The organism is Streptomyces sp. NPDC050433 (genome assembly GCF_044458565.1).
Taxonomy (GTDB): domain Bacteria; phylum Actinomycetota; class Actinomycetes; order Streptomycetales; family Streptomycetaceae; genus Streptomyces.
Map to the genome: position 1 here is coordinate 155001 of NZ_JBITIB010000007.1, position 12633 is coordinate 167633.

10 protein-coding genes and 1 pseudogene are annotated in these 12633 nt (G+C 69.6%); all 11 read right to left on the reverse strand.

What is annotated here, in order from left to right:
- Positions 1–125: 125 nt before the first annotated feature.
- Complete coding sequence (locus tag ACIBLA_RS11170) at positions 126–461, reverse strand: RNA polymerase-binding protein RbpA (protein ID WP_006349936.1); 336 nt, start codon at positions 459–461, stop codon at positions 126–128.
- Between the two features lie 181 nt (positions 462–642).
- A complete protein-coding gene (gene secG, locus ACIBLA_RS11175) occupies positions 643–879 on the reverse strand; it encodes a preprotein translocase subunit SecG (protein WP_063889525.1) in 237 nt (78 codons plus the stop codon).
- 154 nt (positions 880–1033) lie between these two features.
- Entirely contained in the window at positions 1034–1834 is an 801-nt protein-coding gene (tpiA, locus tag ACIBLA_RS11180; RefSeq protein WP_363241569.1) for a triose-phosphate isomerase, read from the reverse strand.
- Between the two features lie 7 nt (positions 1835–1841).
- Complete coding sequence (locus ACIBLA_RS11185; protein ID WP_363241570.1) at positions 1842–3065, reverse strand: phosphoglycerate kinase; 1224 nt, start codon at positions 3063–3065, stop codon at positions 1842–1844.
- 158 nt (positions 3066–3223) lie between these two features.
- On the reverse strand, positions 3224–4228 hold the full coding sequence (gene gap / locus ACIBLA_RS11190; RefSeq protein WP_363241571.1) for a type I glyceraldehyde-3-phosphate dehydrogenase: 1005 nt from the start codon (positions 4226–4228) through the stop codon (positions 3224–3226).
- A gap of 323 nt (positions 4229–4551) precedes the next feature.
- A pseudogene (locus ACIBLA_RS11195) lies at positions 4552–6747 on the reverse strand (M14 family metallopeptidase); the annotation flags it as partial.
- Between the two features lie 194 nt (positions 6748–6941).
- Positions 6942–7931, reverse strand: coding sequence for a DNA-binding protein WhiA (whiA, locus tag ACIBLA_RS11200; RefSeq protein WP_329389095.1), 990 nt, complete (start codon positions 7929–7931; stop codon positions 6942–6944).
- Complete coding sequence (gene yvcK, locus ACIBLA_RS11205) at positions 7922–8956, reverse strand: uridine diphosphate-N-acetylglucosamine-binding protein YvcK (RefSeq protein WP_363241572.1); 1035 nt, start codon at positions 8954–8956, stop codon at positions 7922–7924. Before yvcK ends, whiA begins: the two co-directional genes overlap by 10 nt.
- Entirely contained in the window at positions 8953–9996 is a 1044-nt protein-coding gene (gene rapZ / locus ACIBLA_RS11210) for an RNase adapter RapZ (protein ID WP_363241573.1), read from the reverse strand. Before rapZ ends, yvcK begins: the two co-directional genes overlap by 4 nt.
- Positions 9989–12088, reverse strand: a complete 2100-nt coding sequence (uvrC, locus tag ACIBLA_RS11215; RefSeq protein WP_363241574.1) for an excinuclease ABC subunit UvrC — start codon at positions 12086–12088, stop codon at positions 9989–9991. The genes rapZ and uvrC overlap by 8 nt, the downstream gene beginning before the upstream one ends.
- A gap of 96 nt (positions 12089–12184) precedes the next feature.
- Positions 12185–12613 (reverse strand): Rieske (2Fe-2S) protein, encoded by a 429-nt coding sequence (locus ACIBLA_RS11220; RefSeq protein WP_363241575.1) that lies wholly within the window; start codon positions 12611–12613, stop codon positions 12185–12187.
- Positions 12614–12633: the final 20 nt, after the last annotated feature.

Below are 12633 nucleotides of genomic sequence, written 5' to 3' on the forward strand. Positions count from 1 at the left end.
TCGTCCGTCGTCACAACTCTCCCTTTCGGTCATCCTGTTCGGACCGTAAGGGATGCCACTGACAATCGACCGGCCGTGAAAGCGGCTCCGGCCGGACACCTTTGGGTGTCCGGCCGGATCAATGTCTAGATCTCGCCACGCAGTTTGGCGAGGGCTTCCGCGAGAATGGCCTCGCCGTCCGCGTCGCTGCGCCGCTCGCGCACATAGGCGAGGTGTGTCTTGTACGGCTCGGTGCGCGGTGGGTCCGGCGGATTGTCCTGGTCCTGGCCGGCCGGGAATCCGCAGCGCGGGCAGTCCCACGTATCCGGAACCTGCGCGTCACTGGCGAAGCTCGGCTGCGTCTCGTGCCCGTTGGAGCACCAGAAGGAGATGCGCAGGCGTGGCGCGGACTCGCCACGCTCGGCCTCACCCATCGGCCCCGCTCCGACCCGGCTTCCCCGGATCGCGTTGCCACTTGCCACGGTCGTAACTCCCTGCGTGAATGGTGCCGCAAGCATCAAGCGTCGAGAGGCAGCTCCGCTGTTCGAGCGCCCCAGTCTACGTATGGCCCAACGCGCGTCCAGTGGGCGGAGTTACACCCCCACCGCCGGGACGCAGGGCCTCATGATAGGCCGCGCCCCCGGCGACGTACCGTACGACTGGTCAGTTGTCCAGCTTCATCAGCAGACCAAGCACGACAATGCAGGCGAACCATCCCATACCGACCACGATGGTGATGCGGTCGAGGTTACGCTCGGCGACCGACGAACCACCGACGGACGACTGCATGCCGCCACCGAACATGTCGGAGAGGCCGCCGCCCTTCCCCTTGTGCATCAGCACCAGCAGCATCAGCAGCAGGCTGAAGACGATCAGGGCGATCGAGAACCCCATAATCACGGCTGGACCCTACTTTCCGGAATTCTCTCGAATTGATTTGATTCGGGATTGAACGGGATTGAACAGGACTGCGACGGACAACGGGGGCCGGCGGCATAAGTGAGATGCCGACTCGGCCCCCGTCAGGGTACGACGGATCCGCGCCGTCGCATACTTACTGGTCGCGGAACCTGACGATCTTGACGAACTCCTCGGCGTCCAGCGCCGCGCCGCCGACAAGGGCGCCGTCCACGTCCGGCTGCGCCATGATCGCGGCGACATTCCCGGACTTCACCGAGCCGCCGTACTGAATGCGGACCTGGTCCGCCAGCTCCTGCGAGTACAGCTCCGCGAGACGGCCGCGGATCGCTCCGCACACCTCCTGCGCGTCCTCGGGGGTGGCGACCTCGCCGGTGCCGATGGCCCACACCGGCTCGTACGCGATCACGACGGACTCGGCCTGGTCGGCCGGGATGTCCTTGAGGCCGCCGTCGAGCTGCGCGAGCGTGTACGGGACCTGCTCGCCGGCCCTGCGGACGTCCAGGCCCTCACCGACGCACAGGATCGGGGTCAGTCCGTGCTTGTACGCGGTCCGCACCTTCGCGTTGCACAGCTCGTCGGTCTCGGCGTGGTACTGACGTCGCTCACTGTGACCGACGGCCACGTACGTGCACTTCAGCTTCGCCAGCATCGGTCCGGAGACCTCGCCGGTGTACGCGCCGGAGTCGTGCGAGGAGATGTCCTGGGCGCCGTACTTGATCTTCAGCTTGTCGCCGTCGACCAGTGTCTGCACGGATCGCAGATCGGTGAACGGCACCAGGACGGCCGTCTCGACCGCGTCGTGGTCCTTCTCGGTCAGGGCGAAGGCGAGCTTCTGGACGTGCGCGATGGCCTCAAGGTGGTTGAGGTTCATCTTCCAGTTGCCCGCCATCAGCGGGGTACGGGCGGTCTTCTCGGTCGGGGTTGCAGCTGCCATCAGTTGGTCAGTCCTCCAGTGCGGCGAGGCCGGGAAGCGTCTTGCCTTCGAGGTATTCGAGGCTCGCGCCGCCACCGGTCGAAATGTGGCCGAATGCGTTTTCGTCGAAGCCGAGGATCCGTACGGCGGCGGCGGAGTCGCCACCGCCGACGACCGTGAAGGCGTCGGAGTCGATCAGGGCCCGGGCGACGGCCCGCGTGCCCTCGGCGTAGTCCGGGTGCTCGAAGACACCCATGGGGCCGTTCCAGAAGACGGTCGCCGCGTCGGCGAGCTTCGAGGCGTACAGCCGGTTGGTCTCCGGGCCGTTGTCCAGGCCCATCCCGTCGGCCGGGATGGCGTCGACGGCGACGGTCTCCGGGTCGGCCGGTGCCTTCGTTTTCAGGTCCGGGAACGAGGTCGCGACCAGGACGTCGACCGGCAGGACGAACTCCACGCCCCGCTCGTCGGCGCGCTTCAGATACTCCTGGACGGCCGGGATCTGGTCCTCCTGGAGCAGCGAGGCGCCGACCTCGTGGCCCTGGGCCTTCAGGAAGGTGTACGCCATGCCGCCGCCGATCAGGATGCGGTCGGCCTTCTCAAGGAGGTGGTCGATGACACCGAGCTTGTCGGAGACCTTGGCACCACCGAGGACGACCGCGTACGGCCGCTTGACGTCATCGGTCAGCTTCTTGAGCACACCGACCTCGGTGGCGATCAGACCGCCCGCGGCGTGCGGCAGCCGGGCCGGCAGGTCGAAGACCGAGGCGTGCTTGCGGTGGACGGCGCCGAAGCCGTCGCCCACGTAGAGGTCGGCCAGCTCGGCAAGTTGGTCGGCGAAGGCGGCCCGCTCGGCGTCGCCCTTCGACGTCTCACCGGTGTTGAAGCGCAGGTTCTCGATGACGGCGACCTGTCCGTCGGCGAGCGCGGCGGCGACGGCCTTCGCGGAGTCGCCGACGGTGTCGGTCGCGAACGCCACGTCGGTGCCCAGGAGTTCACCCAGACGAGCGGCGGCGGGGGCCAGCGAGAAGGCCGGGTCCGGCGCACCCTTCGGGCGGCCCAGGTGCGACGCCACGATCACCCGTGCGCCGGCTTCGGCGAGCCTGGCGACGGTCGGCAGCACGGCGCGGATCCGGCCGTCGTCGGTGATCCTTGCGGTGCCGGTGCCGTTTTCGAGCGGCACGTTGAGGTCGGCCCGGACGAAGACGCGCTTGCCGGCCACCCCTTCGTCGAGAAGTTCGTCGATCGTCTTCATGTATCAGTGACTCCTTGAGAGCGGCTCCACGTCCCGCGACGTAGCGAGCACACAGAAGAGCGAGCACACACAGCACACAGACGACAGGGCCCGGTCAGCGCCACGTCGCGCCGCACGAGCCCTGTCGTTCACATCGGGAGTTGCCTACCGGACCGGCGTCAGAGCTGACCGCCGACGAAGGTGGTCAGGTCGACCAGGCGGTTGGAGTAGCCCCACTCGTTGTCGTACCAGCCGATGACCTTCACGCTCTTGCCCTGGACCATGGTCAGGGAGGAGTCGAAGGTGCAGGAGGCCGGCCAGTTCACGATGTCCGAGGAGACGATCGGGTCCTCGGTGTACTCCAGGAGGCCCTTCAGCTGGCCCTCGGAGGCCTTCTGGAACGCGGCGTTGACCTCGTCCTTGGTCACCTCGCGCTCCAGCTCGACGACCAGGTCGGTGACGGAGCCCGTCGGGACGGGGACGCGCATCGCGATGCCGTCGAGCTTGCCCTCCAGCTCCGGGATCACCAGGGCGGTCGCCTTGGCGGCACCGGTGGTGGTCGGAATGATGTTCTCGGCGGCGGCACGGGCGCGGCGCAGGTCCTTGTGCGGGAAGTCCAGGATGCGCTGGTCGTTGGTGTAGGCGTGGACCGTCGTCATCATGCCCTTGACGATGCCGAAGCTCTCCAGGAGAACCTTGGCCATCGGCGCCACACAGTTGGTGGTGCAGGAGGCGTTGGAGATGACGTGGTGGTTCGCCGGGTCGTACTTGTCCTGGTTGACGCCCATCACGATGGTGATGTCCTCGTCCTTGGCCGGAGCCGAGATGAGGACCTTCTTGGCGCCGCCCGCGAGGTGCTTCTCGGCGTCGGCCTTCTTGGTGAAGATGCCGGTCGACTCGACGACGATGTCGACGCCCAGCTCACCCCAGGGGATGTCGGCCGGGTTGCGCTCGGAGAGCACCTTGAACGTCTTGCCGTCGACCGTGATCGTGTCGGCGGTGTGGCTCACCTCTGCCTTGAGGCGGCCCATGATCGTGTCGTACTTCAGCAGATGAGCGGTGGTCGCGGTGTCACCCAGGTCGTTGACAGCCACGATCTCGATGTCGGCACCCTGCTCCAGCAGCGCGCGGAAGTAACTGCGACCGATGCGGCCAAAGCCGTTGATGCCTACGCGGATCGTCACGAACCGATCTCCTCGTTGGTACGCCGGGTTTCGACGCCGGCGAGTGCGTATGGGATGTCCCCGACCGGTTACGACCCTACCTCTCCCCGGGCGCCCCGGTGACATCGAGTGTCCGGCTACGGACCGGCGGCGCCGTGTACCCCCCGGTAGGGGTACGGGCGCCGCCGTGGCGTGACGTCGCGCCGGCGCGGTCAGCCGCGCAGGGCCCGCAGCGCCTTCCCGAGCAGCGCCGCGCGCCGCTCCGCGTCCGTGACCTGCTCCAGCCCGAAGCCGAGCAGGACGGTGTCCTTCGTGGTGACCGCCGCAGCGCCGGTGCCGGTGTCGTACGTCCCCGCCGCCGCGCTCGCGAACCGCGGGAAGAGGTCCGGGGCGAGGACGGAGGAGGTGACGGTGTACGTACCGGCCTGGTCCAGCGGGTTGCCGGGCGCCGCACCGAGCGGCCCCGACGTGCCGAGGAGCGCGCCGGCCCCGGTGAAGGCGGTGGCACCGGCCGCGGGGGCCCGCCCGTACGCGCCCAGGTAGTACTGGCTGAAGTCGTTCGTCCGGGTCCGGCCGACCTGCGCGTTCCCGCCTGCCTGCTCGCCCGCCTCGATCAGCTTGCCGCCCTCGTTGAGGAAGTCGCGCACGGGCAGCTGCGTATCGCCGCCGGGGGCGCCGGCGCCGGTGTGGTGGACGACGGTGGGGAAGTGGCTCAGGACGCCCAGGGGATGCGGTGCGCCCTGCGTGGCGGCGTCCCAGACGACCGCGGTACGGCCGTTGGCCCGCAGCGCGTCGACGTACGCCTGTGCGTACTGCGCGGGCGCGCCCTCGTCGGCGACGACGAGGGTGTCCGCCCTGGGGCGCTCGGCGACGGTGTACGTGAAGCGGTCACTGGTGGTGCGCTTGCCGCTCTTGGTACGGCCGGTGAACCAGACCTCGACGCGGTCGCCCGGTTCGGCGTCCTCGACCTCGGCGCGGTACTCGTCGAAGTGGAGGTTGTCCTCGCCGCCGTACGTCTCGCCGCCCTTCCAGGCCCGCAGGCTCTCGTCGTGCGTACGGCCGCCGTTGATCCGGTAGTTCAGCTCTTTGTCACGCAGCGACTTGCGGGCGGTGACGGCGACTTCCTGGTCGGCGCCGCGTCCGTAGGAGGTGGTGAAGGTGTCGGGGGTGAAGTCGGGTGCGGTGAGACCGACCGAGGAGGACGGCTGGTCGGGGTGGGAGGCGGTCTCGGCGACGGAGAGCGCGAAGGGGATGTTCTTGGCGAACTCCGCCTGGATCAGCTTCTCGTCGTCGGGGAAGTTGAAGCCGGACTGGCAGTCGTCCGCCTCCCAGGCGTCGTCGGGGATGCTGTCGGAGACCGTCTCGCAGGTGGTCATCTCCGGGGTGAACATCATGATCCCGTTGACGTTCGCGGCGTGCCCGTCGGCCTCGCCGTTGGTGGTGTACAGCTCGGAGGAGACCTGCGGGTAGTAGCCGGGAACGGCCGAGTTCTCGGGGGTGCCCGCGAGTGACCGGTAGAGGATGTCGTCGGGGGTCGGGGTGGCGACCTGCCAGCCCACGCCGTAGAGGATCAGTTCGGCGGCGGAGTGGTAGTTGATGCCGTAGTCGAACCCGATGCGCTTCTGGAGGCCGTCGATGGCCTGGGTCTCGGGCTCGGAGCCGGGTGACGCGCCCCGGTAGGTCTCGCCGGTGGAGTTCGGGGACGAACCCTCGTTGTCGTAGCCCCACTTGTAGGTGAAGTTACGGTTCAGGTCGATGCCGTCGCCGCGGCTGATGACGCCGTCGCCGTTGACGTCGCGGAGGTTCTTGCGCCAGAGGCGGTTGGCGTCGGCGGCGTGGGTGAAGTCGTAGCCGTCGGGGTTGGCGGACAGGACGAACCACAGCTCGGTGGAGTCGACGATCTTCGTGATCCTCGGGTCCTTGCCGTAGTTGTCCAGATAGTGGTGCATCAGCCGCCGCGTCATCTCGGGGGTGATCCACTCCCGCGCGTGCTGGTTGGACATGTAGAGCACGGACGGCTTGGTGCCGTCCTCGGTCCTGGCCGCGCCCTTGCTGAGCTTGAGGGCGAGGATGTCCTTGCCCTGGACGGTCTTGCCGATGGAGACGACCTTGGTGAGTCCGGGGTGGGCCGCGCCGGCCTCGGTTATCTCCTCCTGGAGACCGCCGGGGCCGCTGTACTGACGGTAGACACCGTCCCCGGCCGCCCGCAGCCGGGATTCCGCTTGTACGGAGATCCGCCGCTCGGTGACATCGACGCCCCGCCGCTCCAAGTCGCGCGCCTGGTCGCCGGTGAGGAACAGCTCGACCTTCGCCGTGCCGCCCCTCGGTACCGATTCGCCCAGCTCGTGCGCGTCCTGGCCGGCCGCGAGGAGCAGCGGTACCTGCTCGGCGGCGACCTTGGCGTCGAAGACCTTCAGGGTGTCCCCGGCCGCGGCCGGGGATCTGTCGGTGGCGGTCTCGGCCTGCGCGCCGGGTGCCGCCGTGATTCCGCTCAGCAACAGTGCGCCGGCCGCGAGGATCGCTCTCGCTCCACGTCTCATGTGCCCCCCTTGCTGTGGTCCGCCACAGGCGTGACGGGACGCCGCAAGGGTCACCAACCCACATGACCATGTCAAGAGTGCGGAAAGACCATACAAAATGCCGCTGTCGGCCCCCAACGGGGTGCCGGCAGCGGCATGTTGACGTCCTCCGGTGCGGCGCGCCGTCTCGGCCTACGGTCGGCCGAAGCGCTGTCTCAGCCGACGAGGCCGTCCGCCATCTCCTCCGACAGCGTCGACTCGGTCCCAGGAATACCCAGGTCCTGCGCCTTCTTGTCCGCCATGGCCAGCAGCCGGCGGATCCGTCCCGCCACCGCGTCCTTGGTGAGCGCCGGATCGGCGAGCGCGCCCAGCTCCTCCAGCGACGCCTGCTTGTGCTCCATCCGCAGACGGCCGGCGGCTGCGAGGTGCTCGGGCACCTCGTCGCCCAGGATCTCCAGCGCCCGCTGCACCCGCGCCCCGGCCGCCACGGCCGCGCGGGCCGAGCGGCGCAGATTCGCGTCGTCGAAGTTGGCGAGGCGGTTGGCCGTCGCACGGACCTCGCGGCGCATCCGCCGCTCCTCCCACGCCAGCACCGACTCGTGCGCCCCGAGCCGCGTCAGCAGCGCCCCGATCGCGTCCCCGTCCCGTACGACGACCCGGTCCACGCCACGCACCTCGCGCGCCTTGGACGGGATCTGGAGCCGGCGGGCCGCGCCCACGAGCGCGAGGGCCGCCTCGGGCCCCGGGCAGGTCACCTCCAGCGAGGAGGAGCGCCCCGGCTCGGTGAGCGAACCGTGGGCGAGGAACGCACCCCGCCAGGCCGCCTCGGCGTCGCAGGTCGCACCCGAGACCACCTGGGGAGGCAGTCCGCGGATCGGCCGGCCCCGGCCGTCGACCAGACCCGTCTGACGGGCCAGCTGGTCACCGCCGGTAATCACCCGTACGACATAGCGGCTGCCGCGGCGGAGTCCGCCGGGGGCCATCACCACCAGTTCGGAGTTGTGCCCGAAGATCTCCAGGATGTCCTTGCGGAGCCGGCGCGCGGCGATGCTGGTGTCCAGCTCCGCCTCGATCACAATGCGACCGCTGACGAGGTGGAGACCACCCGCGAACCGCAGAATCGCCGAGACCTCCGCCTTCCTGCAGCACGTACGGGTGACGGGAAGCCGGGCGATCTCGTCCTTCACCGCTGCAGTCATCGCCATGGGCCGATCCTTCCATGCATCCGAAAAATACGGTCGTACGCGGCGGCCAACAGTTCCGGATCGTGCTTCGGAAGTCCGTCGGGTCGGGCCACGGGAGCCAGCTCGACCGCGGCACCCAGCCGCTTCGCGGCATCGGAGAGTGATTCGCTGTCGGGCACGGCGGCCTCGTCGGCCAGCACCACGTCCAGGGCGAGTTTAGGTGCGTGTCGTCCCAAAACCTCCAAATGACGCTGCGGTGAGAAGCCATCGGTTTCACCGGGTTGCGGCGCGAGGTTCAGCGAGAGGACCCGGCGGGCCTTCGTCTCGACGAGCGCGTCGAGCAACTCGGGCACCAGCAGATGAGGGATCACGGAGGAGAACCAGGAGCCGGGGCCGAGCACCACCCAGTCGGCGTCGAGGACGGCGGCGACGGCTTCGGGGACGGCCGGCGGGTCGTTCGGCACGAGATGCACCGACTGCACCTCACCGGGCGTCAGCGCGACCGTGGCCTGTCCCCGTACGGTGCCGATCTCGTCCGGCCTGTCCGGGTCGTGGCCGCGTACGAGCGCCTGAAGCTCCAGCGGCACCGCGGACATCGGCAGCACCCTGCCGTGGGCTCCGAGGAGCTTGCCGACCAGGTCCAGCGCCAGGACATGGTCGCCGAGCTGTTCCCACAGGGCGACGATCAGCAGATTGCCGACGGCGTGCTCGTGGAGGTCGCCCTTGGACTGGAAGCGGTGCTGGATGACACGGGCCCAGGTCTGGCCCCAGTCGTCGTCTCCGCACAGCGCCGCCAGCGCCTTGCGCAGATCACCGGGCGGCAGCACGCCCAGCTCCTCACGGAGCCGGCCGCTGGAGCCGCCGTCGTCGGCGACCGTGACGACGGCCGTGAGGTCGCCCGTGATCCGGCGCAGCGCCGTCAGGGAGGCGGACAGCCCCATACCGCCGCCGAGGGCGACGACCTTGGGCTGGGCGCCTCGGCCCCGGCCGGCCAGCGCGGGTGTGCCCTTGCGCAGCCGCCGCAGCCGGAAGTTGCGTCCGGTCACTCGCGCCCCATGTCCCGGTGGACGACCACGGTCTCGATCCCCTCGGCGGCCAGCCGGGCGCCCAGCTTCTCCGACATGGCAACGGAGCGGTGCTTGCCGCCGGTGCAGCCGACGGCGACGGTCACATAGCGCTTGCCCTCGCGGCGGTAGCCGGTGGCGATCAGCTCCAGCAGCTCCGTGTAGCGGTCCAGGAACTCCTTGGCGCCCGGCTGGTTGAAGACATAGCCGGACACCTCCTCGTTGAGGCCGGTGAACGGGCGCAGCTCGGGGACCCAGTGCGGGTTCGGCAGGAAGCGGCAGTCGACCACGAGGTCGGCGTCGACCGGCAGGCCGTACTTGTAGCCGAACGACATGACCGTGGCCCGCAGCTCGGGCTCCTCGTCACCGGCGAACTGGGCGTCCATCTTGGCGCGCAGCTCGTGGACGTTGAGGCTGGAGGTGTCGATCACCAGGTCCGCGTCGCCGCGCAGCTCGCGCAGCAGGTCGCGCTCGGCCTCGATGCCGTCGACGATCCGGCCGTCCCCCTGGAGGGGATGGGGGCGGCGTACGGACTCGAACCGGCGCACCAGGGCCTCGTCGGAGGATTCCAGGAACACGATCCGCCGGGTGACCTGCTTGGCGTCGAGGTCGGCCAGCGACTCGCGGAGGTTGTCGAAGAAGCGGCGGCCCCGGACGTCGACGACGACGGCGATCCGGGCCACGTTGCCCTGCGAGCGGGCGCCCAGCTCCACCATGGTGGGGATCAGCGCGGGCGGCAGGTTGTCCACGACGAACCAGCCGAGGTCCTCCAGGCACTTCGCGGCCGTGCTGCGGCCCGCGCCCGACATGCCGGAGATGATCACCAGCTCGGGGATGGCGGGCTCGGGGGCGGTCCCCTCGGGGACGGCAGGTCCGGCCGCCGCGTCGGTGCCTTCGGCGGGCTCCCCGGCGCTCTCCCCCCGCGTGGTCCTCGCGTCCTCTTCCGCCGCCGCCCCCTCCGCGGTCTCCTTGGGCTCACCCGTACTCACGTCTGCCACTCCGTCCCGGTCGTGCTCAGTCATGCGTGCTGCCCCCGTCGTCTTCCATGATCTCTCCTGTCGCCGTGTTCACGGCGGGCGCGGCGGGTGCCGCCTGGGCGAGGGCCACGGCGACGGACTCGGCCGTCTTGCGGCCGAGCCCCGGCACCTCACAGATCTGCTCGATTGTGGCCTGCCGGAGCTTCTTCACCGAGCCGAAATGCTTGATGAGTGCCTGCTTCCGGGTCTCGCCCAGGCCGGGGACGTCGTCCAGGGGGCTGGTGCGGATGCGTTTGGCCCGTTTGGCCCGCTGATAGGTGATGGCGAACCGGTGGGCCTCGTCACGTACGCGCTGGAGAAGGTACAGGCCTTCGCTGGAGCGGGGCAGCACCACGGGGTCGTCGTCATCGGGCACCCAGACCTCTTCGAGGCGCTTGGCGAGGCCGCAGACGGCGACGTCGTCGATGCCCAGCTCGTCCATGGCCCGTTTGGCGGCGGCCACCTGGGGCTGCCCGCCGTCGACCACGACCAGTTGGGGCGGGTACGCGAAGCGCTTGGGCCGGCCGTCGTCCTCCTTGAAGGACGACGGATCGGAGTGGCCGTTGTTCACGTTCTCACCGGGGGCGGCAGGATGCTGGACGGGCGTGTCCCGGCCGTTCGGGTCCTGGCCGTTCGTGTCGTGGGTGGTGGATGACCCCTCGTTCTCGGCCGTCCACTCCCCCGTGCGCTCCTTCTCGGCGAGGTAGCGCTTGAAGCGCCGGCCGATCACCTCGTGCATGGAGCGGACGTCGTCCTGGCCCTCGAAGCCCTTGATCTGGAAGCGGCGGTACTCGCTCTTGCGGGCGAGTCCGTCCTCGAAGACGACCATCGAGGCGACGACGTCGTCGCCCTGGAGGTGTGAGATGTCGAAGCACTCGATACGCAGCGGCACGCTGTCCAGACCCAGCGCCTGCGCGATCTCCTCCAGGGCGCGCGAGCGCGTCGTCAGGTCGCTCGCGCGCTTCGTCTTGTGCAGGACGAGGGACTGCTGGGCGTTGCGCCCCACCGTCGCCATCAGGTCCTTCTTGTCACCGCGCTGCGGGACACGCAGCGAGACGTGCGAGCCCCGGCGGTGGCTCAGCCACTGGGAGAGCGCGTCGGTGTCCGCCTGGTCCTCGGGCAGGGCGGGGACCAGGACCTCCTTGGGAACCGAGTCGCCGATCTCCTCCCCGTACAACTGCTGGACCGCGTGCACGACCAGGCCCGCCGTGTCGACGGCCTCGACCTTGTCGGTGACCCAGCCGCGCTGGCCGCGGACACGTCCGCCGCGGACGTGGAAGATCTGGACGGCCGCCTCCAACTCGTCCTCGGCGACGGCGATCAGGTCGGCGTCGGTGGCGTCGCCGAGGACGACGGCGCTCTTCTCCATCGCCCGGCGCAGCGCCCCTATGTCGTCGCGCAGCCGGCCCGCCTTCTCGTACTCCATGTCCTCGGCGGCGTCCGTCATCCGCTGCTCCAGCCGGCGGATGTACGCGCCGGTGCGGCCGGCCATGAAGTCGCAGAACTCCTCCGCCAGTTGGCGGTGCTCGTCCGGGGTGACGCGGCCGACGCAGGGCGCCGAGCACTTGCCGATGTAGCCGAGGAGGCAGGGGCGTCCGGTGCGCTCCGCGTTCTTGAACACCCCTGCGGAGCAGGTGCGTACGGGAAAGACACGGAGCATCAGATCGACGGTCTCGCGGATGGCCCACGCGTGGCCGTACGGACCGAAGTAGCGCACGCCCTTCTTCTTGGCGCCGCGCATGACCTGCACGCGCGGGAATTCCTCGTTCAGCGTGACCGCGAGATACGGATAGCTCTTGTCGTCGCGGTACTTGACGTTGAAACGGGGGTCGTACTCCTTGATCCACGAGTACTCCAGCTGGAGCGCCTCGACCTCCGTGGAGACGACGGTCCACTCGACGGAGGCTGCCGTGGTGACCATCGTGCGGGTGCGCGGGTGGAGATTCGCCAGGTCCTGGAAGTAGCTGGAGAGCCGGGGGCGCAGGCTCTTGGCCTTCCCGACGTAGATCACCCGGCGGTGATCGTCGCGGAATTTGTAGACCCCCGGGGAGTCGGGGATCTGTCCCGGCTTGGGGCGGTAGCTGGAGGGGTCGGCCATGTCTTCCACCCTACTTCCGGGCACGGACAGTGGAGCCGCGCCGGGTGGTTCCGAGGGGGTGTCGCGGTGGTGTCGTGGGGGCGGGCGGAGGTGGGGTCAGGCGCCGGGGCCCGCGACGAGCCTGCCGCCCTTCGCGGTGATCGGCACCTCGGGCAGCGGCACCGTCGCCGGACCCTTCGTCGCCTGGCCCGTCGTGACATCGAACCGGCTGCCGTGGCAGGGGCAGTTGCCCTCCGTGCCCTCGACCTTGTCCAGCACACAGCCCGCGTGGGTGCACTGCGCGCTGAAGGCCTTGTACTGGCCCTCGGCGGGGCAGCTCACCACCAGCCGCTCCTCGCGGTAGAGCTTCACACCGCCGACCGGCACCGCGTCGGCCGCACCCAGGTCCACCGCGGCGGTGGGGGTCGGCACCTCGGCGTGACCCAGCTTCGACTCCGTGGAGCAGGCGGCCACGCCGACACCGGCCGCACCGGCGAGCGCGACACCCTTCAGGACGGTACGACGGGGGGTGGGCCGGGCGGGCATGGTGTCTCCACTGGTCAGAA